Origin of the sequence: Enterococcus sp. DIV1206, from assembly GCF_051712485.1 — a bacterium.
Classification (GTDB): domain Bacteria; phylum Bacillota; class Bacilli; order Lactobacillales; family Enterococcaceae; genus Enterococcus; species Enterococcus faecalis.
The window spans coordinates 717,046-735,491 of sequence record NZ_JBIOOZ010000001.1 but is presented as its reverse complement, the minus strand read 5'-3'; the positions used below and the strand labels follow the sequence as shown (position 1 = coordinate 735,491).

Sequence of the window (18,446 nt, the reverse complement as noted above, 5' to 3'; positions counted from 1 at the left end):
CGTCAAATTAATCCTTTCCAAAACTCTGAATTGATTAAAAAATTAAACAGTAGCTTCTATCCTTTCATTGTTCTTGATAAAAATTTTTTTAAAGTGAGGGGTCAATGTGTTTTTTGTGATTAAACGAGCTTCTGATAAAAAATACTATTTTTTGATTAAAACTGAAGAAAATGAAATAATCGCATCAAGCAAAACTTACTACTACAAATCTTCTGTTTTAGAAATCATTGAATCCATTAAGAATGATATGAATCCAAAAGCAATCATTGTTGATACTACTTTTAACTGAGGATAAGTTAGGCTTATCCTTTTTTACATTGCTCTAACTTTCCAGTTAAGTTGTTCTTGATAAAGTACTTCGTCATCGTAGACACTCTTTACTTTCTCAGCTTGACTTCCCTCATACTCATACTCTTTTCCACGTTTACCGATAGGCTCAATGCCATATTTTTTCAATAAGCGATTAACATAGCCTTTTGAATAACCCCATTTTTCAGCAAGTTCCGCTTGAGTAAATCGTGTTTGTTTTGACTTAGCAAAGTATTTCTCTTCAATGATTCTCATTTGCTCTGACACTTGTTCTTCTACCATTTTTTCTATTACATTTGCTAATTCCTCTTTAACACTCATGGTTACACCTCCTAGTTGTTTTGCTTGCCACCTCTTGATAAAATTTACTTGAAAGCGAGGTGAAACTTTTGAATTCATCTATTTATTTGAAACTATTGATTGCTAATATATTCCAAAAAGTTAAAATCTCTGAAAAGTATAAACATTTAGATTTATTACTTAGTGAGGGGTTAGTTGAGCAACTACCTGATGGAACATGGGGAGAAGTTGCTGGATTTCCGGCAATGAATTATGGAAATTATTACGCAATTACCATTGAAGGTAAAAAAGCACTATTTACTTTTCAGAGTAGTTTGATTACTAGAATGCTTTCAGTAATTGCAATAATTATCAGTGTTTTATCCTACTTAAAAAAATAAACAAAGCAATCGTTAATGCTACTATACTAATAACCAAATCCACAAAATTAGACCGTTTAGTTGCTTCTTCAATGCTAGGATATGGTTTAGAATTATAATCTGTTTTTTTTGGTAGTTTCATCTCACTGTTCCTTTCATTTAAACTATTAACCATTTCTACAAGTCTGTTCCTAGCTGGAATAACATATATCCAACAACTATACCGAGAATGAATATGAGTATTTGAACGAATACTGATTCTTTATAACAATTCGTTGTCTTAGTATCTTCTGCCGAAGTACTAAGGCTTTTTGCTATACTTTCTAAAGCCACAGCTATTCTTTCTAAGTCTTTCATCCCTCTCACCTCCTAAGCTGGTTGATTTGTTACTTTTCTATTTCTAAATTAATCCCCAAAATTTCTTCAATTTGTTTTAGTCTCTCAATTGGTTTACGATGTTCATTTAAAATATCTTGTAGATAAGCCATTGAAATTTTCATTCGACGTGCCAATTCTCGTTGGCTCCATTTCTTTTCAATAAGGGCAATTTGTACTTGTTGTTTTAAAGTCATTAGTAGCCACCTCCTCCTACTACTTGATTGATAATATTCAATTATTTTTATCAAACATATTGACAAGAAATTGACAATAGTCCATAATGTAAGCATAAGAAATATAGCACACAAAAAGTGAGCTTTACTTATGTCTGGGGAGACAATTCAGTTTTTGTTTCGCTTTTTGTATGCCATAAATTACTTGCTTACAAAACATAGTATAATTGACTATTGTCAACTTGTCAATGATTTATTTGCACAATTGTCAATTCCTTTGTTTTAAAGCCGAAAGGTTTGATATCATGCTATTAGATAGAGTTAAGTTATTGGCAAATGAGAAAAAAATGACCATTGCCGAGTTAGAAAGAAAATTAAATTTTGCACAGGGAAGTATAAGTAAGTGGTCAAAACAATCTCCTTCTAGCGAAAGATTGCAAAAAGTAGCTGATTTTTTTGATGTCAGCGCAGATTATCTTTTAGGTCGTACAGATAAACGCCGATATTACGATTTGACAGAAAAAGATGAAAAAGACATCCAAAGAGAATTAGAATTAATTATCGAAAATATGAAAAATTCTGAAGCAATTGCTTTCTCTAAAGATACAGAAGAACTTTCTCCCGAAGCACGTGCTGCAATTCTTTCTTCTATTGAAGAATCTTTACGTATCGGAAAAGCTCTTGCCAAGAAGAAGTTCACTCCTAAAAAATATCGTGGTAATCAACAGTAACAAACAGGAGGAATTGTCATATGCTTTTATCAGAAGTGCCGTATAAAATTGAGAAACTAAAAAAACAATATGGGACCAATGATCCATTCAAAATAGCTGAAAAGAGAGGCATTACTATTCTATATGGCTATTTTGGTGATGAAGTATATGGTTTTTACACCAAAAATCATCGATGTAAATTTATCCATTTAAATGCAAAATTACCTTATCAAAAAATGCTTTTTGTTTGTGGCCATGAACTGTCTCATGCTATTTTCCATCCAAATGACAATACAGCACAAATGACTGCAGACAGTTTCTCTTCTACTTCTAAAATAGAAGCTCAAGCAAATTGCGGAGCAACACACCTTTTAATAGATGGTTCACATTTAAACGAATTATATTGTCCTACTAAATTAGATATTTTAAATTACTATGGATTACCATTAGAAATGGGAATATATTTGTAAAAATAAAAATCAGTTTTGTATATGATTTTTATATAAATATTTTTAAGAAACGAGGAATTATTGGTATGAAAAAATATACATTTACATTCTTAGGAATTTCTCTATTAGCTTTACTTTCGGGTTGTAACACTACTTCTACCGAAAGTTCAAATGCTCAATCAAAAAAAGATTTAAATTTAGAATTTTCAAAAGCGGCAGCTGAAGTAGCTACTATGTCAAGTGAATTGATAGCAACAACTGATACAACTACGGCTCTTGACAATTTTAGTACAGATTCTACCACTACAATTTCATCAGATTCTACTTCATCAAGTAGTTCCAATGACATACAAGAAGCTTCTTCAACTATTAAAGAAAAAGAATCTATTTCAACCAATCCAGAGAAAGACTATAGTAGTTCAACCGATGATAATCAAAAGAAAAAAATAACATCAATTACAGAAACTCAAAAAGAAACTCTCATAGCATTTACTAAACAAGATTGTGAAGATCGTGGGTATAAGCTTAAATATCGAGGAAAAGACACATGGAACGTTGCTGTAAATTATATTAATAATAAAAATAGATGGATAGTAACCTGTAACGATGCAAATTATGGTAGGGTAAAAGCAATTTACGAATGGGATGGTGAAGAAAATTCTGGTGCATCACTTATTTATTTACTAATTTCAGGAAACGAATTGATGAATAAGTTAAATAATTAATAAAGATTAGCCTTCGGGCTTTTCTTTTACAGAAATAAGAACATACATTCGAGAAAGAAAGGAAACTATTATGCTATATTACGAATTTAGAGAGTATTTAGAAACTCACGCTAAACAACCACTTGATTTATTTATTGAAAAAGCCACAGAATACCAAGAAGAGAAAAATAAAAATAGAAAAAAGACAAACGATGGAATGAAGTCCAAATTCAGCGTGTTGTTAATCAAATGTTAGACCAACTTATAGATAATGCTTACGAACAAATTAAAGCTAAAAAAGGCGTTCCCAAATATAAAGGTACACAAATTTGGATAGATTTCATGAATGAATATGAGTTTTTAGAAATGTTTTCTGATGGAATAAACGAAATGGAGTTTTTTGAATGAAAAAATGGACTGGAAAAGAACTAGCTGAACACATAATAAGTTATCATAAAACAAACAATCCTTTACTTCTAGCAAAAATTTATGGATTCGAAATTAATCATATAGTTCCTTTAGGATCTCCAGCAATGTATATCATCCATGATGATGGAAAAAAAGAAATTCTTGTAGATTTATCTATGCCTCCTAATCTTTCTATGTTTCATATTGGGAAACAGCTTGCATTATATCTGCTAGAACATCCAGAAGAAATTATGGGAGTCGATTAATATGGCTACAATAAAAAAATATACAAAGAAAGATGGTTCAACTGCCTATATGTTCAATGCATATTTAGGCATTGATCCATTAACGGGAAAATCCAAACGTACAACTAGGCGTGGATTTAAAACTCAAAAAGAAGCGAAACTTGCTCTTGCTCAATTACAGATAGAAATTGACCGTGGAAAATTTGTAAAACAAGATTATAGCTTATTTAAGGATGTTTACGAACTCTGGTATGCTCAATATGTAAACACTGTTAAACCATCTTCCGCACAAAGAGTTAAATACTATTTTGAAAAACAAATTCTACCTGCTTTCGGTGAGCTAAAATTAACTAAAATCAGTCCTTCTTATTGCCAGAAAGTAGTCAATGAATGGAGTAAAAAATATACACGCTTTGATTCTATGAAAATGTACACATCAAAAATATTTGAATTCGCAATTACTCAAAATTTACTCTCTATGAATCCAATGAAACGAATTATTATGCCTAAACGTCAAAGAGAAATAAAAACTAAAGAGGACCAAAATTTCTTAGACAAAGATCAATTACAAGAATTTCTTAAAATCATAAAGGAAAATGAAACACTTGATGTTTTTGTATTGTTTCGTTTATTAGCTTATACAGGTCTTAGAAAAGGAGAATTACTAGCACTTACTTGGAATGATATTGATTTTACTCATTATTCTTTGCAAATAAACAAAGGCATATCATATCTTTCAAAAAGTAAATATATAACTACTACTAAAAATACTTTTTCTGAAAGAACATTATCTTTGGATGAACAAACAGTATCTTTTTTAAAAAAATGGAAATTTGAACAAAAGAAACTTTTATTATCAAGAGGTATTCGGGTAAAAGATGATAAAGAACAATTAATATTTTCCAATAAGCAAAATGACATACTTAGACATAGTGTAATAAAAGAAAAACTAAAAAAATATCCACAATTTAACATTACCGCACATGGTTTTAGACATACCCACGCCTCTCTTTTATTCGAAGCTGGCGCAACCATTAAACAAGTCCAAGAGCGCTTAGGTCACGCTGACATAAATACTACATTAAATATCTATACTCATGTTACAAAAAATGCTGAAAAAGAAGTTGCTAATTTATTCTCAAATTTTATGAATTCATAAAATGGTATTCATCGTGGTATTCAATCACAACTAAACACCTCGAAAATCCTTATTTATCAATGTTTCAAATACGAATATATTGATTTTCACAATCAATATAAATGGAGAAGGCCATGGTAAAATCAAAATCATGTTTATCTCGTGCATCCATTACTCGAAACGGTTGCTCCTGTAATGTGAAAAGTGCTTGCGCAATGTTCCCATCTTCATATTCAACTTTTTCAATTATTTCGCCTGGACCGAAAATCGCCAACCATTCTGATAGAGCTTTGGCTGCTTCGCCATATTTTTCATTAGCAAACATAAAGGTTGGTACAATTGTTTGTTCTTTTCCTGAAAAAGACACTTGCCAAGAGACACCAAATTTGTCCAATACCCAACCATATAAAGGACTAAAAGGATATTCCCCAAAAGGCATCAATATCTGTCCATCTGTTGTTAAATTTTTCCACAACGTTTCTGTTTGTGATAACGTTTTACATTCAACAAAAAATGAACTAGCTGGTGTAAAGGAAAATTCTGGTCCGCCATTTAAACCAATGATTGTTTGGTTCGCCAAGGTAAATTCAATGGTCATTAATGATGTTCCTTGAGGTTGGTGCTCCTCATTAACGTAGTTCGTTTTACTTAGAATCGCACCTTTTTCAAAGATTGTTGTATAGAAGTTAGCAGCTTCTTCCGCTTGTGTGTCAAACCATAAACAAGGTGAAAATTTAGGCATTGTGGTTCCCTCCTTCGTTTTCTTTAGTGTAGTCAAAGATTGATAAATAAACAAAGAGAACGTTTTAGTATTTATTCATTTCCGTCTGATAGAATCGATAAATTGCTTGTTTTACTTCTTGAAGCAAGGAGGATTTTAAATGTCCCCGTGTCAAAAAATAAAAGGAACGCCAATACTTTTCACCTAACGTTTGGAACGGAATTTTTTCAGTAATCGCCTTTCTTGAAAGCAACGATTGCCCCATGCCCAATTCCAACATTTTAACAATCATTTCATTATTTTTAACCGTCATGAGTGTTGGGCTTTGATTACTTTCTTCTAAATACTGTTGGGTATAATGAAAGACCCCAGAATCCTTTTCACGTACCAACCAATTCTGATTGGCAGGGTCCCCAGCTAAAACCAATTGATCCTGAATAATTTCTTCACGAGAGGCGCCTTTCGTAATTAATGGTTTTTCGATAAAGCCAAAATCAACTTGATGTTTTTCAACTTTTTCCACTACTTCTTCTGAATTGTTCATTTCTAAAACAAAATTGATTGTTGCATACTGTGTCTGTAAATGCTGCATCAGTTGCGGCAAATAATAAACTGCAAAAGTATTAGACGCAGCAATTCGGCAAGTTTCTTTAGGTAATCTCGCCTGATGAAGAGCTGTTAATGTTTCTTGCCAATCATCAGCTAAATTTAGCAAACGATTATACAAGACTTCTGCTTGCCTAGTAGGGACTACATCTTGTCGACCATTTCTTAAAAACAATGAACAGCCTAATTCTTCTTCTAATTGTTTGATTTGATTAGAAACGGCTGGTTGTGAGATATATAGGCAGGTAGCTGCTTTGGAAAAGTTCATTTGCTCATACACAATTTGAAAAGTCTTTAATAATTTAAACATAGGCATCCTTTCGATAACTTTCTATTATAAATATTATTTTAACTATTTATTTCTCAAATGTAAAAAATTTCGTTATACTGGAAGTAATGAACAAGAAAGAGAGATTTTTTCAATGAGAAATTCAGAAAATGATTATATCCAATCTTTATTCCAAATTCTTCCCGGCTTGCTAACAGCTTTCCTTGTCGCCTGCCTTAGCAAGTTTCTTGCCATCTGGTTACCTAGCTTAGGCGCCGCAACGATAGCTATTTTACTAGGAATCTTTTTGGGAAATACCTTTGTTCGCGGTGCCAATTTAAATCGCGGAACCAAAGTAGCCGAAAGTAAATTACTAGAATTTTCTGTTGTTTTATTGGGAACCACCGTGACCTTTCAAACGATTGCCCAAATTGGCTTACAAGGTGTCGCATTTATTCTCATTCAAATGTCGCTGACCATTATTTTTGCCTATTTGATCGGTAAAAAACTGGCTTTTTCTGATAATATGTCTTTATTGATGGCTGGTGGTAATGCCGTTTGTGGGTCTTCTGCTATTGCTTCGATTGCTCCAGCAATTCAAGCAGATGAGGAAGAAAAAGGCCAAATCATTACTTTAGTAAACTTATTAGGAACCGTTTTAATGTTGACCTTACCCATTTTAAGTGGGATTATCTATGGTACCAATTTGTTGGCTCGTAGCGCACTAATCGGAGGGACTTTACAATCAGTTGGTCAGGTTGTCGCCAGTGCCAATATGGTCAATGAGAACGCAGTTCAACTTGCGATGCTCTTTAAAATTATGCGGATTGTCCTACTCGTAGCAGTTGTCTATTTATTTGGACGTTTCAAGCAAAGTAAGACGGCAGAATCAGAAGCTGAGTTGGTAAAAGTCACCAAAAAAAGCAGCGCCCTACCTTGGTATGTAGTTGGCTTTTTCATTGCCTGTGTCTTTAATAGTTTGATTCATTTCCCCGTCGTGATCAGTGAGACTGCTCATTTCTTTAGTTCTTGGTTTGAAATTACTGCCTTGGCAGCAATCGGGTTACGACTCGATTTTAAAAAGTTTTTCCAAGAAGGCAAACGTTTCTTAATCTATGGTTTATCAGTAGGAACTGTTCAAGTCGTCCTAGCCATTTTGTTGTTGGCACTGTTACAGTTCTAATAAAAAAGTTTGACGTTAACACGTCAAACTTTTTTATTTCAGCTTATTCATGCTATTATGAATAAGGTTTTATTAACTTAAAGGAGTTTTTCGATGTTATTTAGTATTAAAAAAAGCGAATGGTTAGGCAATGAACGAAATGATCTATTTGCGGGTCTCGTTTCTTCTGTCGCCATTTTACCAGAAGTAATCGGGTTTGCGATTATTGCTGGTGTTCACCCGCTTTCTGCAGTGTTTGCTTCAGCTGTTACTTTACTTGTGATTACTTTTACGGGCGGCCGTCCGGCAATGGTTTCGGCGTCTGCTGGCTCAATGGCCTTAGTCCTTGCAGGCTTAATTCAAGCACATGGTTTGTCATACATGCTTGCTGCGACTATTTTAACAGGCTTTCTACAATTTATTTTAGGTTATTTAGGTATCCATAAATTAATGCGCTTTATTCCCAAGACAGTGATGTACGGATTCGTCAATGCGTTAGCCATTTTAATTTTCATGGCGCAAGTACAACAATTGCCCCATCAAACACTGTGGTCCTACGGTATGATTATCTGTAGTATCTTACTTATTTATCTATTACCTAAGTTTATTACAATTGTGCCTCCTGCTTTAATTGTTATTTTATTCATGACTATCCTGTCCTATTTTTTAAAAGGTCATTTGCAAACGGTAGGTGATCTTGGTGAAATGAGTCAGTTTCATCCAGCGATCCGTTGGCCTAATGTACCCATCAACTTAGAAACGTTGTGGATTATTTTACCTAGCTCTGTTGCCTTAGCAATGGTCGGGTTAATTGAATCTTTATTGACGATCCCCATTGTGGACAAAATGACAGCGAGCCAAAGTGATAGCCAACGAGAAGTTAAGGCGCAAGGACTCACTAATATAATTACCGGCTTTTTTGGTGGCCAAGCTGGCTGTGCGATGATTGGCCAAGCGGTCATTAATGTTAAATCTGGAGGACGAAAACGGCTTTCTACTTTGATTTCAGGTATTACCCTCCTTCTATTCATTTTTGTTTTTAAATCCGTGATGGTAGCCATTCCTACAGCTGCATTGATTGGGATCATGATGACAGTGGCAGTCGACACCTTTGATTGGGAAAGTTTGCAGCTTTTCCGAACTTTTGAAGTTACTGAAATTGTTATTTTACTCGTGACAGTGGGTGTGATCGTCTATACGCATAATTTAGCGATTGGAATTATTCTAGGTGTTCTTTTAAGTGGTCTTCTTTATCATTTTTTCAAAAAAGAACCAAAAAAAAGTTGCTAGCTTTAGCAACTTTTTTTATTTTTCCCAATATTTCTTCAACGCTTCTTTTTCTATTTTCTTAATGAACGCATCTTTGCCATCCATATATTTATCAATGCTATCGGGGTGTGCTTGGGCCAATTGCTTTTTTAATGTACCATAGGTTGTAGCAATTGCCGGATTTTCTCGTAAATAATTTCGAAAAGCAAGATGGCGCAAAATTTCTTGCGTATTGTCAAACTGATAAATATGCACATGATGTGTTCTTTTTATCGGGCCTTTTCGTAAATAACGACGTCCTGATAGCCCAAATTCCCCCATATATTCATAACCGATTCTTTCAAATTCCCCTTGTAACAGGTCTACTTTTTCAATTTCTTCAACAATGACCAAAAAATCAATAATTGGTTTGGCTGCTAAATTAGGCACAGATGTGCTACCGATATGTTCAACTTTAAGACAATTTTCCTTTAGAATCTGTTTCAACGCTTGGGCTTCTTCTTCAAACTGTTCCACCCAGGCTGGTTGGTATTCAGTAACGATTACCCGCATGATTTCTTCCCTCTTTTCTATATCCGTTTCATATGTAAAATAGGAAACGGATTTCCTTGAGGATCTTCCTTTGATTCACCAATTACTTGAAACCCTTGAGATTGATAGAACTTCACTGCCCCTTCATTTTGTTTATTAGCATCAACAAAGACAATTGATTCTTGCTCTATTAACTTTTTGATAATTTCTCCACCATAGCCTTTACGAAAATAGACTGGGTCAATAAATAACATTTCCAACGTTTGTTGATTTGTTCCACTAAAGCCCACGCATTTCTGTTCTTCATTTAACCACATACTTAATTGAACTTGTTGAAAATAATCAGGTAAAACCACTTCGATTTTATCAATATCTGCCTGACTCAAAAACAAATGGGTAGCTTCTACTGAAGAACGCCATAGAGAAATTAATTGAGGATAATCGGTTTTTTTTACTTCTTTTTGGTTCAGCATTTTTAATTCCTCCCTATCTAATAAACAAAGTATACCACATTTTGTCTCTCTCAATTCCATAAAAAATAGTCAAATCAACCGTGTTTTTTCTGTCGATTTGACTGTCTCTCTCTATTAACTCTGATGGCTAAACGAGTAAACTAATCAAAGCCACGATAGCTAAACCGCCTTGTGTTAAAATGATTTTTTTATCACTAGTTAAGCTACCGTACGCCGCCACTAAAATAATATAAATCAATAAAAATTTTGTCATCTCCATCGTTGCTTGCGCAAAATAGACACTATAAATAAGTCCTGCACCGATTAGTCCATTATAGATTCCTTGATTTTTAAACAATGTAGTCACTGATTTTCTTTGTAACTCTTGCTTATCCATTTTAAAAACACGGCTTGTTGTCTCAGATGTTGGTACAATCGTTTCTAAATACATAATGTAGAAAAATTCTACAGCCACCAAGGTTACTAAAATTGTTGAAATTAATGTCATCTGCTCCCTCCTCCCATTCCTTTGAACGAAGTAATTTTATGTAATTTTTGCTATGATGTAAATAGATATGCCTAGCCTTAACGAAAGGAAGAAACCTATGACTTTTCAAGAAACTATTAGCGCCTATATCCAAGAACGTTATCAGATAACGCCCGATTTCCCTTTTGAAAAACACCCAGACTATCTCGTCTTTCGTCATCCTAGAAATGCAAAATGGTTTGCTTTAATTATGCCACTGGATGCACAACTGCTCGGCGCTACCGAGAATAAGCAGCTCACTATTTTAACCGTTAAACTTGCGCCTGAATTGATTGCCTTATTAAAGAACCAACCTGGCTATTTTCCTGCCTATCATATGAATAAAGAGCATTGGTTAAGTCTTTCTGAAGAAATTCCGCTCTCACAAGTTTTTTCATTTATAGATGAAAGTTACCAACGGAGTTATTAAAAAAACACCCTACTCAATGAGTAGGGTGTGAAAGATTATTTAAGCTTATTTGCTTAAAGCGTCTTTTGCTTGTTCAGCTAACGCTGTAAATGCTGCTGCATCGTTAACGGCTAAGTCAGCTAACATTTTGCGGTTGATATCAATCTCTGCCAATTTCAAACCGTGCATTAATTTAGAATAGCTTAAGCCATTCATGCGAGCTGCCGCGTTGATACGTGCAATCCATAATTTACGGAAGTCACGTTTCTTTTGACGACGGTCTCTGAATGCATAGTAATAAGAGTTCATTACTTGTTCTTTTGCTGATTTAAATAAAGTATGTTTTGATCCGTAGTAGCCTTTCGCTAACTTAAGGACTTTTTTACGACGTTTACGGGTTACTGTTCCACCTTTAACACGTGCCATGTTGAATTCCTCCTAATATCTTGTTTCTCTTGACGGTAATCTAAAAGTCACCGAGTTGTTTTATTTCATTCTTGCTAATTGTTGGCGGATACGTTTGTAATCGCCTTTTGCAACCATGCTTGCTTTACGCAATTGACGGCGTTGTTTTTTAGTTTTACCGTGGAAACGGTGAGATGTAAAGGCACGGCCACGTTTTAAGCCGCCTCCACCAGTACGTTTTACACGTTTTGCTAATCCGCGGTGTGTTTTTTGTTTTGGCATGACTAATTTTCCTCCTCAAAATCTTTGCTTCAAGTGAAAGACTCTAACAGTCACAACTGTCGAATATCCTTCTTGTAGAAATTACCAAAAGTCCGAATGCTCGGTCTCTTCGTTTACTTGTCGTTTTTCGGTGCCAGCGTTAGAAACATGCTGCGTCCGTCCATTTTCGCTTTTTGTTCCACTGTGGCGATGTCCGCAGTTTCTTCAGCTAAGCGATCAAGAACTTTCTGACCAATCTCTTTATGGGTAATGGCACGGCCTTTGAAACGGATAGAAGCTTTCACTTTGTCTCCTTTTTCTAAGAACTTACGCGCATTACGAAGTTTTGTATTGAAGTCATTTACGTCAATTGTTGGACTTAAACGAACTTCTTTGACGTTGATCACTTTTTGTTTCTTGCGAGCTTCACGCTCTTTCTTTTGTTGTTCGAAACGGAATTTTCCATAATCCATAATTCGCGCAACTGGTGGTTTCGCTCCTGGCGCTACAAGTACTAAATCCAAGTTTGCAGATTCAGCGATTTGTAATGCTTCTGCTTTGGTTTTTACACCTAATTGTTCACCATCTTGTCCGATCAAACGTAACTCGCGTGCACGAATGCCGTCGTTAACCATCATATCCTTTGCTATGGTCATTCACCTCCAAAATTTTTAAGAGAAAATCCTAACGGAAGTCTGCTTTGTTTGCTAAATGCAATAAAAAAACAGGTTCCTATCCAGAACCCGCCAACAGTCTGCCTTACTTAAAAAAATAAGGAATACTTTATCTAGCCCAGCGATATACTCAACTAAGGCGAGAAGCGGGTGCTTCTGCTTTCATTTCTCAACTTCACTAGTTTACCTTAGTTTATCCTAGTTGTCAATATATTTCCTCAAAAAAAAAACGAATCTAGCACTAGATTCGTTTGAACTCGTATTTTGATTATTAATAATTAGTGGACTGTCCCAATGTGACTTCCTAGAAACAAATGGTTCAACACATGGTGTACATTTTCTATCCCCTAGGCGATCCCTGTAGTCCCTACAGTTCTTCTATTTATAAGGTTTCTCGTTTAGACAAGCCACGTTCTAAGATTTTTTGGCTTCTAAGATACTCTGAATTTTCTGTACTTTCAGAAAAAGACAACTCTGTTTCGATCTCCTCTGACTCAATACAAATGAGTTCTTTGCCATACCATTGTGCTTTATACAACAGTTTAGCTAAAAATAAAGACCAAGCCAGTTCAGAACGATCATGTTTTGGCGGCCGTTCATTACTGTGATGGGCTTTTTCAATACAAATAACATCGTAACTTGAAACCAATTCCGTTGTAATTTTGTTTAAAATATCCATTCGTTGGTTGGCTATTTTTTCGCGAATTTTTGCGACTTTTATTTTTTGTTTTTGATAATTTTTTGCTTGCGAAAGATCGACACCTTTTTCTAAAGCAATCATTTTACGCTTGTTTAATTTTCGTTCTTCTTGACGTAGTTTTTGCTTTAAATGCTTTGAACAATAGCTTTTTTCGAAGCTTTCACCATTCGAAAGCAGCGCAAATTTTTCCCTACTGCTACAAATTCCCACCATTTTTTGTTGCTTTGTTTTCGTTTCAATCGGCGCTTCACACAAAATGGAAACATAATAATTGTGACTCGCACTCATAGAAATAGTTACAGATTTTATCTCCCCCAGCGGTTGGCGGTGTACCTTCATTTTAATTAAAGATTTCAATTTAGGTACTTTCAAATAACGATTATCCAAAATTTTGACTGTGCCATGTTGATTGTTCGTAGTGTAGGAATGCACCGTTTCTTTCTTTTTCTTTTTTGGAAAGCCCATCCCTTTTTCCCGATAAAAATTTTTAAAGGCTCGATCCAAATAAACTTGTGCATTTGCCAAGGCTAAACTATCAACTTCTCTGAGGACAGGGTATTGTTTCTTATATTTAGCTGGCGTTGGCATTTTAAACGTTTGTTGAGGATTTTTTCGCATCTCTTTGTAGATATCAATCCGGTCTTGTAACATTAAATTATACACCAAGCGAACACAAGAAAATGTTTTTTGAATAAACTCTTCTTGTTTTGAGGTTGGATAAAGTCTGTATTTATAAGCTTTCAGAGCCTTCATCTCATAACCACCCTACCAAGATAGTTAGAAAAGAAGCTGGTTATAAACCAGCTTTTCTTTTCTTCTCTTCAATTTTTTCACGGTACATTGCAACTTCGTCTTCAGCACAATAAACATAGTGTCCATTGAGAATTTCACGGAGCTCACGATCTTTTCCATCTGCCGCTGCAGGCTGGTAAACGATCCGTTTACGTGTGCGTTCATAGTCTGGATCTGGTAATGGTATCGCAGAAAGCAAACTTTCTGTATAAGGATGAACGCCGAAATTATAGACATCATCACTTGTGCCCATTTCCAATAATTTCCCACTGTGCATTACGCCAATTCGGTCACTGATATGTTTTACCATCGATAAGTCATGTGCGATAAACAAGTAAGTTAAGCCTTGTTCTTTTTGTAAATCTTGTAATAAGTTTACTACTTGAGCTTGAATCGACACATCCAAAGCCGAAATCGGCTCATCACAGATAATGAAACGTGGATTAACCGCTAAAGCACGGGCAATCCCGATCCGTTGACGTTGCCCACCAGAAAACTCATGAGGATAACGCGTACTGTGACTTGGATTTAAGCCCACCGTTTTTAAAAGTTCATTGACTTTTTCTTCCCGCTCTTTTGGTGTTTTAGCTAATCCATTGACATCGATTCCTTCAGCAATAATATCATTGACTTTCATTCTTGGATTCAATGAAGCATATGGATCTTGGAAGATCATTTGAACATCGCGGCGGAATGCTTGCATGTCCGCTTTTGATTTAATTTTGCTAATGTCTTTTCCATCGAAAAGAATTTCACCAGCAGTTGGATCATATAAACGAATGACACTGCGACCAGTTGTTGATTTTCCACTTCCTGATTCGCCAACTAATCCAAAGGTTTCGCCTTCATAAATATGAAAACTAATGTCATCAATGGCTTTTACTTCGTCTTTACGACCAACATTGAAATACTGTTTCAAACCAGTGACTTCTAATAGGACTTTTTTCTCTTCTGCCATTAATTACTACCTCCTGGATTTTTTTGACGCTCTGCATAAATTGCCCAACGACGAACAATCTCTGCTGGAGGCGTAACTTTTGGTGCTTGTGGTGCTAATAACCACGTTGCTGCTTTGTGTGTCGGTGATACTTCAAAATAAGGTGGTTCTTTTTCTGTATCAATTTTTAAAGCAAACTCATTCCGTGGATAGAAGGCATCTCCAGTTGGTGGATCTAATAAATCTGGAGGTGAACCTGGAATCGCATAAAGTTTGTCTTCTGTTCCTTCCATCGTTGGCATTGACCCTAAAAGTCCCCAAGTATATGGATGTTGTGGATTATAGAAAATTTCTTCTGCTGTTCCCACTTCAACCAGACGTCCACCGTACATGACAGCGACACGGTCAGCCACGTTCGCTACTACCCCTAAATCATGGGTAATGAAAATAATCGAAGTGCTAATTTTTTCTTGTAAATCTTTTAATAACTCTAAAATTTGTGCTTGGATGGTTACATCCAACGCTGTAGTTGGTTCATCTGCAATTAGAACTTCGGGATAACAAATTAAAGCAATTGCAATGACAATCCGTTGACGTTGCCCACCAGAAAATTGGTGTGGATAGTTTTTCAAACGTTTTTCAGCATTAGGAATGCCGACTAATTTTAGTAATTCTAATGCTTGCGCTAAGCCTTCTTTTTTTGAGACTTTATTATGTTTGATTAATGATTCCGCCACTTGTTTGCCAATTGGCATCGTTGGGTCTAATGAAGTCATCGGATCTTGGAAAATCATTGCGATTTCTTTACCACGAATGGCTTGCATTTGTTTTTCTGTTTTATGAACAATATCTTGTCCTTTAAACAAAATTTCCCCGTTATCAATATTGGCATTACTGCTCAACAAACGCATAATACTGCGGGTTGTAACAGATTTACCACTCCCTGATTCACCTACGATGGCTAACGTTTCACCTTTATAAAGATCAAAACTCACACCACGAATGGCGTTGACTTTACCTGCAAATGTATCAAAGGAGATTCTTAAGTCTTTAACTTCTAATACTTTTTCCATAGTCATTCACCACTCTTACTCTTTCATCTTAGGATCAAATGCATCACGTAAACCATCAGCTAACAAGTTGAAACAAATCATGATAACTGAAAGTGTTGCCGCTGGAATCCACATTAAATATGGAAGGAAACGGAAAGTTTTGTATCCTTCGTTTAACAAGGTTCCTAAAGATGCGGTTGGTGGACGTAAGCCTAACCCAATAAAACTTAGGAACGCTTCAAAGAAAATTGCCGATGGGATACTGAACATCATTTGGACAATAATGACACTTGAGATATTCGGTAAAATATGTTTAATAGCAATTTTCCAACGAGATTCGCCCAATGTTTCTGCTGCCATGACAAACTCTTGATCTTTTAGTTTCATGGTCTGGGCTCGCACAATCCTGGCCATTGATATCCAGTTTGTAATAACCATAGCCAAAACAATCGAAACAATCCCTGGATCAAAGACTGTTAGCATCAAGATCATAACAACTAAGTTAGGAATACCAGAAAGAACTTCTAAAATACGTTGCATTACTGTATCGACACGACCGCCGACTAACCCGGAAATCAGTCCATACGTTACCCCAATCGTAATATCTAGAATTGCCGCGATAAACGCAATTAATAAGGAAATACGTGTTCCCATAAATAAACGACTTAGGACATCACGACCTAAACCATCTGTTCCTAGATAAAAGTTTACGTTATCTGGAACGTTTGCTTGTGCATATTTATCAACTAATTGACCAGCAACTGTTGTTTTACCATTTAAACCATTCACGCTTTCCAAGCCAGGAATTCGTGGTGGTAAGTTAATGTAAGAAACATTTTGTTTCGTTGGGTTATGTGGTGAAACCCAAATGGTAATAATAGAGATAAAGATAATAACTGCTAAGAAACTCATTGAGATAACTGCAGCTTTATTCTTTTTCAAACGACGCCATGAGTCTTGTAAGAAACTTAAAGACGGTGTGGCAATACGCTCTCTTTCTTTTAGAGTTGAAGTGTTTAGAGGCTGAAACTCATCTGCCGGAATATCTTTAATCGCTTGTGGTAGATTATTTTTATTGACTGTTTCCATTAGCCTTTTGCACCTCCTGATACGCGAATTCTTGGATCAATTAAACCATAAAGTAAGTCAACAATCAGAATTACAACAACTAACATTGTTGAATACAAAATAGTTACTGCCATAATTGTTGGATAGTCGTTTGTCATAATTGATTTTACAAACTGTTCCCCAATTCCAGGGATGGCAAAAATATTTTCTACTACTAAAGAACCTGTCATTAAACCAACGGCTAAAGGTCCTAATAAGGTAATCAATGGAATTAAACTGTTTCTTAACCCGTGGCGGAATGCAACTTGCCAGCGACTCAAGCCTTTTGCTTTGGCTAATTCGACATAATCACTATGCAAGACCTCTACCATCTCGGTTCGAATAAACCTAGCCGAATCGGCCATTGGACTCATTGCCAAGGCAATAGTTGGTAAAATTGTGTAGGCAAAACCATTCCACATAGCAATTGGTAAGATTCTTAATTTCATTGCAAAAATGTATTGTAATAATACCGCGAAAACAAAGTTTGGAATAGAACGACCTAAAATGGCTAACAATGTTGCCAACGTATCTACCCAAGTATTTTGACGCATCGCTGCGATAATCCCCAATAAAATACCGACTAACGTACCAAAGATAATCGCTTGTCCTCCCAGTTGAAGGGATGGCCCAATTCGACCAGCTAATAACTTAGCAACAGGTTGGTTTTTAAATTGGAATGAAATACCAAAGTCTCCTGTTACCAGGTTCTTTAAGTAAATTCCGTATTGAACAATCACTGGTTTATCTAAGCCAGATTGTTTATTCAACATAGCGATTGTTTCTGGACTAAGTTTTTCTTGGTTGGTATAAGGCGTACCTGGTAATAATTGCATTAAGAAAAACGTAATCGTTGCGATTAACCACAAAGTGATAATCATGAAAAAGATCCGTTTAAGAAAATATTTTCCAAAACTATTCAATAATGACACCTCCGAGATTTTTTTGACTTCCTCAGTTATTTTCGTTAAAGTAATGACTAGATAGACCACAATAATAGATAGGGTGAACACATGAAAACTTTTAAATGGCCAATTATTACAGCCGTTATTTCCAGTATCGGCATTTTTCTTTACTTATTAATAAGTAAAGAACCTATCACTACCTCCTCATTATCAGATACCTTCTTTATCGTTTCGCTTTTCTTTTTAATTATCGGCATTGCTTTATGGATTATGTCCTCTGGCTTTTTCGATAACTTTCAGCGCTCAATGAAAAACGCGTTTCGTTTTAAAAAGAAAAATGAACCGAAAGAGTTTATCCCGCTTTCAGTCATTGGCGATGCACATCGCTCTTTCTGGCTAAAAACTGGGGGCATCTTACTGATTCTGTCTTTAGGCTTTCTACTATTTTACTTGGTCTAAGACAAGATAGCAAGAGGACCGTTGCCTTTTATTCCAT

27 protein-coding genes, 1 pseudogene and 1 other annotated feature are annotated in these 18,446 nt (G+C 35.4%); of the genes and pseudogenes, 12 read left to right on the top strand and 16 right to left on the bottom strand.

Features of this window, described 5'->3' with window-relative positions; all coding sequences use genetic code 11:
• The first annotated feature begins 106 nt into the window (after positions 1 to 106).
• Positions 107 to 289 (top strand): YegP family protein, encoded by a 183-nt coding sequence (locus tag IGK86_RS03635; protein ID WP_002364224.1) that lies wholly within the window; start codon positions 107 to 109, stop codon positions 287 to 289.
• A gap of 23 nt (positions 290 to 312) precedes the next feature.
• On the opposite strand, the gene IGK86_RS03630 is transcribed toward IGK86_RS03635, so the two are convergent.
• Positions 313 to 630: a MarR family transcriptional regulator gene (locus IGK86_RS03630; protein ID WP_057086759.1), complete on the bottom strand. Its 318-nt coding sequence runs from the start codon at positions 628 to 630 to the stop codon at positions 313 to 315.
• 59 nt (positions 631 to 689) lie between these two features.
• Between IGK86_RS03630 and IGK86_RS03625 the strand changes: the two genes are divergently transcribed.
• Complete coding sequence (locus IGK86_RS03625; protein ID WP_236691873.1) at positions 690 to 989, top strand: hypothetical protein; 300 nt, start codon at positions 690 to 692, stop codon at positions 987 to 989.
• A gap of 156 nt (positions 990 to 1,145) precedes the next feature.
• Here IGK86_RS03625 and IGK86_RS03620 read toward each other — a convergent pair whose 3' ends face one another.
• Both IGK86_RS03620 and IGK86_RS03615 read right to left on the bottom strand, forming a co-directional pair.
• The gene (locus IGK86_RS03620) at positions 1,146 to 1,325 is read right to left on the bottom strand and encodes a hypothetical protein (RefSeq protein WP_057086756.1); all 180 of its coding nucleotides are present in this window, start codon (positions 1,323 to 1,325) and stop codon (positions 1,146 to 1,148) included.
• Between the two features lie 29 nt (positions 1,326 to 1,354).
• Positions 1,355 to 1,540 (bottom strand): helix-turn-helix domain-containing protein, encoded by a 186-nt coding sequence (locus IGK86_RS03615; RefSeq protein WP_016619056.1) that lies wholly within the window; start codon positions 1,538 to 1,540, stop codon positions 1,355 to 1,357.
• 284 nt (positions 1,541 to 1,824) lie between these two features.
• Between IGK86_RS03615 and IGK86_RS03610 the strand changes: the two genes are divergently transcribed.
• From IGK86_RS03610 to IGK86_RS03585, 6 genes are all read left to right on the top strand, one after another.
• Positions 1,825 to 2,250, top strand: a complete 426-nt coding sequence (locus IGK86_RS03610) for a helix-turn-helix domain-containing protein (RefSeq protein WP_057086755.1) — start codon at positions 1,825 to 1,827, stop codon at positions 2,248 to 2,250.
• Positions 2,251 to 2,270: 20 nt separating this feature from the next.
• Positions 2,271 to 2,699, top strand: coding sequence for an ImmA/IrrE family metallo-endopeptidase (locus tag IGK86_RS03605; RefSeq protein ID WP_057086754.1), 429 nt, complete (start codon positions 2,271 to 2,273; stop codon positions 2,697 to 2,699).
• Positions 2,700 to 2,764: 65 nt separating this feature from the next.
• Positions 2,765 to 3,403 (top strand): lipoprotein, encoded by a 639-nt coding sequence (locus IGK86_RS03600; RefSeq protein WP_236691872.1) that lies wholly within the window; start codon positions 2,765 to 2,767, stop codon positions 3,401 to 3,403.
• Between the two features lie 228 nt (positions 3,404 to 3,631).
• A complete protein-coding gene (locus IGK86_RS03595) occupies positions 3,632 to 3,790 on the top strand; it encodes a hypothetical protein (protein WP_236691871.1) in 159 nt (52 codons plus the stop codon).
• Entirely contained in the window at positions 3,787 to 4,056 is a 270-nt protein-coding gene (locus IGK86_RS03590) for a hypothetical protein (protein WP_057086753.1), read from the top strand. Before IGK86_RS03595 ends, IGK86_RS03590 begins: the two co-directional genes overlap by 4 nt.
• Position 4,057: 1 nt before the next feature.
• Positions 4,058 to 5,194: a site-specific integrase gene (locus IGK86_RS03585; protein WP_057086752.1), complete on the top strand. Its 1,137-nt coding sequence runs from the start codon at positions 4,058 to 4,060 to the stop codon at positions 5,192 to 5,194.
• Positions 5,195 to 5,273: 79 nt separating this feature from the next.
• On the opposite strand, the pseudogene IGK86_RS03580 reads toward IGK86_RS03585, so the two are convergent.
• Together IGK86_RS03580 and IGK86_RS03575 are read right to left on the bottom strand one after the other, a co-directional pair.
• A pseudogene (locus IGK86_RS03580) lies at positions 5,274 to 5,915 on the bottom strand (VOC family protein); the annotation flags it as partial.
• Positions 5,916 to 5,979: 64 nt separating this feature from the next.
• Complete coding sequence (locus IGK86_RS03575) at positions 5,980 to 6,810, bottom strand: LysR family transcriptional regulator (protein ID WP_002358839.1); 831 nt, start codon at positions 6,808 to 6,810, stop codon at positions 5,980 to 5,982.
• 112 nt (positions 6,811 to 6,922) lie between these two features.
• Between IGK86_RS03575 and IGK86_RS03570 the strand changes: the two genes are divergently transcribed.
• Together IGK86_RS03570 and IGK86_RS03565 are read left to right on the top strand one after the other, a co-directional pair.
• Positions 6,923 to 7,951, top strand: coding sequence for a YeiH family protein (locus IGK86_RS03570; RefSeq protein WP_016617479.1), 1,029 nt, complete (start codon positions 6,923 to 6,925; stop codon positions 7,949 to 7,951).
• Positions 7,952 to 8,044: 93 nt separating this feature from the next.
• A complete protein-coding gene (locus IGK86_RS03565; RefSeq protein WP_438742023.1) occupies positions 8,045 to 9,220 on the top strand; it encodes a SulP family inorganic anion transporter in 1,176 nt (391 codons plus the stop codon).
• 15 nt (positions 9,221 to 9,235) lie between these two features.
• Here IGK86_RS03565 and IGK86_RS03560 read toward each other — a convergent pair whose 3' ends face one another.
• From IGK86_RS03560 to IGK86_RS03550, 3 genes are all read right to left on the bottom strand, one after another.
• Positions 9,236 to 9,751, bottom strand: a complete 516-nt coding sequence (locus IGK86_RS03560) for a GrpB family protein (protein WP_002361365.1) — start codon at positions 9,749 to 9,751, stop codon at positions 9,236 to 9,238.
• 17 nt (positions 9,752 to 9,768) lie between these two features.
• A complete protein-coding gene (locus IGK86_RS03555) occupies positions 9,769 to 10,263 on the bottom strand; it encodes a GNAT family N-acetyltransferase (RefSeq protein ID WP_002368164.1) in 495 nt (164 codons plus the stop codon).
• Between the two features lie 67 nt (positions 10,264 to 10,330).
• Positions 10,331 to 10,690: a DUF1304 domain-containing protein gene (locus IGK86_RS03550; RefSeq protein WP_002358829.1), complete on the bottom strand. Its 360-nt coding sequence runs from the start codon at positions 10,688 to 10,690 to the stop codon at positions 10,331 to 10,333.
• Between the two features lie 67 nt (positions 10,691 to 10,757).
• Here IGK86_RS03550 and IGK86_RS03545 point away from each other — a divergent pair, with 67 nt between their 5' ends.
• Positions 10,758 to 11,138: an MmcQ/YjbR family DNA-binding protein gene (locus IGK86_RS03545; protein WP_002393469.1), complete on the top strand. Its 381-nt coding sequence runs from the start codon at positions 10,758 to 10,760 to the stop codon at positions 11,136 to 11,138.
• A 45-nt stretch (positions 11,139 to 11,183) separates the two neighbouring features.
• On the opposite strand, the gene rplT is transcribed toward IGK86_RS03545, so the two are convergent.
• The 8 genes from rplT to opp1B form a co-directional block, all read right to left on the bottom strand.
• Positions 11,184 to 11,543, bottom strand: coding sequence for a 50S ribosomal protein L20 (gene rplT / locus IGK86_RS03540; RefSeq protein WP_002355799.1), 360 nt, complete (start codon positions 11,541 to 11,543; stop codon positions 11,184 to 11,186).
• Positions 11,544 to 11,603: 60 nt separating this feature from the next.
• On the bottom strand, positions 11,604 to 11,804 hold the full coding sequence (gene rpmI, locus IGK86_RS03535; RefSeq protein ID WP_002355798.1) for a 50S ribosomal protein L35: 201 nt from the start codon (positions 11,802 to 11,804) through the stop codon (positions 11,604 to 11,606).
• A 113-nt stretch (positions 11,805 to 11,917) separates the two neighbouring features.
• Positions 11,918 to 12,439: a translation initiation factor IF-3 gene (gene infC / locus IGK86_RS03530; RefSeq protein ID WP_002355797.1), complete on the bottom strand. Its 522-nt coding sequence runs from the start codon at positions 12,437 to 12,439 to the stop codon at positions 11,918 to 11,920.
• A gap of 54 nt (positions 12,440 to 12,493) precedes the next feature.
• Positions 12,494 to 12,625 (bottom strand) — a sequence feature (ribosomal protein L20 leader region).
• Between the two features lie 214 nt (positions 12,626 to 12,839).
• Positions 12,840 to 13,910, bottom strand: a complete 1,071-nt coding sequence (locus IGK86_RS03525) for an RNA-guided endonuclease TnpB family protein (RefSeq protein ID WP_010775667.1) — start codon at positions 13,908 to 13,910, stop codon at positions 12,840 to 12,842.
• Positions 13,911 to 13,950: 40 nt separating this feature from the next.
• Entirely contained in the window at positions 13,951 to 14,907 is a 957-nt protein-coding gene (gene opp1F / locus IGK86_RS03520; RefSeq protein WP_002355795.1) for an oligopeptide ABC transporter ATP-binding protein Opp1F, read from the bottom strand.
• Positions 14,907 to 15,965 carry an oligopeptide ABC transporter ATP-binding protein Opp1D gene (opp1D, locus tag IGK86_RS03515; protein WP_002355794.1) on the bottom strand — a complete coding sequence of 353 codons (1,059 nt, stop codon included), beginning with the start codon at positions 15,963 to 15,965 and terminating at the stop codon, positions 14,907 to 14,909. Before opp1D ends, opp1F begins: the two co-directional genes overlap by 1 nt.
• 9 nt (positions 15,966 to 15,974) lie before the next feature.
• The gene (gene opp1C, locus IGK86_RS03510) at positions 15,975 to 17,027 is read right to left on the bottom strand and encodes an oligopeptide ABC transporter permease Opp1C (protein WP_002355787.1); all 1,053 of its coding nucleotides are present in this window, start codon (positions 17,025 to 17,027) and stop codon (positions 15,975 to 15,977) included.
• Complete coding sequence (gene opp1B / locus IGK86_RS03505; protein WP_002381304.1) at positions 17,027 to 17,968, bottom strand: oligopeptide ABC transporter permease Opp1B; 942 nt, start codon at positions 17,966 to 17,968, stop codon at positions 17,027 to 17,029. Before opp1B ends, opp1C begins: the two co-directional genes overlap by 1 nt.
• A 90-nt stretch (positions 17,969 to 18,058) precedes the next feature.
• Between opp1B and IGK86_RS03500 the strand changes: the two genes are divergently transcribed.
• On the top strand, positions 18,059 to 18,409 hold the full coding sequence (locus IGK86_RS03500; protein WP_002355784.1) for a DUF3899 domain-containing protein: 351 nt from the start codon (positions 18,059 to 18,061) through the stop codon (positions 18,407 to 18,409).
• The last annotated feature ends 37 nt before the right edge of the window (positions 18,410 to 18,446 follow it).

Coding starts and splice junctions, on each gene's coding strand:
- opp1C (WP_002355787.1), bottom strand. CDS start 17,027: ATGGAAACAGTCAATAAAAATAATCTACCACAAGCGATTAAAGATATT.
- infC (WP_002355797.1), bottom strand. CDS start 12,439: ATGACCATAGCAAAGGATATGATGGTTAACGACGGCATTCGTGCACGC.
- IGK86_RS03545 (WP_002393469.1), top strand. CDS start 10,758: ATGCCTAGCCTTAACGAAAGGAAGAAACCTATGACTTTTCAAGAAACT.
- IGK86_RS03590 (WP_057086753.1), top strand. CDS start 3,787: ATGAAAAAATGGACTGGAAAAGAACTAGCTGAACACATAATAAGTTAT.
- IGK86_RS03560 (WP_002361365.1), bottom strand. CDS start 9,751: ATGCGGGTAATCGTTACTGAATACCAACCAGCCTGGGTGGAACAGTTT.
- IGK86_RS03565 (WP_438742023.1), top strand. CDS start 8,045: ATGTTATTTAGTATTAAAAAAAGCGAATGGTTAGGCAATGAACGAAAT.
- IGK86_RS03570 (WP_016617479.1), top strand. CDS start 6,923: ATGAGAAATTCAGAAAATGATTATATCCAATCTTTATTCCAAATTCTT.
- IGK86_RS03615 (WP_016619056.1), bottom strand. CDS start 1,540: ATGACTTTAAAACAACAAGTACAAATTGCCCTTATTGAAAAGAAATGG.
- rplT (WP_002355799.1), bottom strand. CDS start 11,543: ATGGCACGTGTTAAAGGTGGAACAGTAACCCGTAAACGTCGTAAAAAA.
- IGK86_RS03605 (WP_057086754.1), top strand. CDS start 2,271: ATGCTTTTATCAGAAGTGCCGTATAAAATTGAGAAACTAAAAAAACAA.
- IGK86_RS03555 (WP_002368164.1), bottom strand. CDS start 10,263: ATGGAATTGAGAGAGACAAAATGTGGTATACTTTGTTTATTAGATAGG.
- IGK86_RS03610 (WP_057086755.1), top strand. CDS start 1,825: ATGCTATTAGATAGAGTTAAGTTATTGGCAAATGAGAAAAAAATGACC.
- rpmI (WP_002355798.1), bottom strand. CDS start 11,804: ATGCCAAAACAAAAAACACACCGCGGATTAGCAAAACGTGTAAAACGT.
- IGK86_RS03600 (WP_236691872.1), top strand. CDS start 2,765: ATGAAAAAATATACATTTACATTCTTAGGAATTTCTCTATTAGCTTTA.
- IGK86_RS03575 (WP_002358839.1), bottom strand. CDS start 6,810: ATGTTTAAATTATTAAAGACTTTTCAAATTGTGTATGAGCAAATGAAC.
- IGK86_RS03630 (WP_057086759.1), bottom strand. CDS start 630: ATGAGTGTTAAAGAGGAATTAGCAAATGTAATAGAAAAAATGGTAGAA.
- IGK86_RS03595 (WP_236691871.1), top strand. CDS start 3,632: ATGTTAGACCAACTTATAGATAATGCTTACGAACAAATTAAAGCTAAA.
- IGK86_RS03585 (WP_057086752.1), top strand. CDS start 4,058: ATGGCTACAATAAAAAAATATACAAAGAAAGATGGTTCAACTGCCTAT.
- IGK86_RS03525 (WP_010775667.1), bottom strand. CDS start 13,910: ATGAAGGCTCTGAAAGCTTATAAATACAGACTTTATCCAACCTCAAAA.
- IGK86_RS03620 (WP_057086756.1), bottom strand. CDS start 1,325: ATGAAAGACTTAGAAAGAATAGCTGTGGCTTTAGAAAGTATAGCAAAA.
- opp1F (WP_002355795.1), bottom strand. CDS start 14,907: ATGGCAGAAGAGAAAAAAGTCCTATTAGAAGTCACTGGTTTGAAACAG.
- opp1D (WP_002355794.1), bottom strand. CDS start 15,965: ATGACTATGGAAAAAGTATTAGAAGTTAAAGACTTAAGAATCTCCTTT.
- IGK86_RS03500 (WP_002355784.1), top strand. CDS start 18,059: ATGAAAACTTTTAAATGGCCAATTATTACAGCCGTTATTTCCAGTATC.
- IGK86_RS03550 (WP_002358829.1), bottom strand. CDS start 10,690: ATGACATTAATTTCAACAATTTTAGTAACCTTGGTGGCTGTAGAATTT.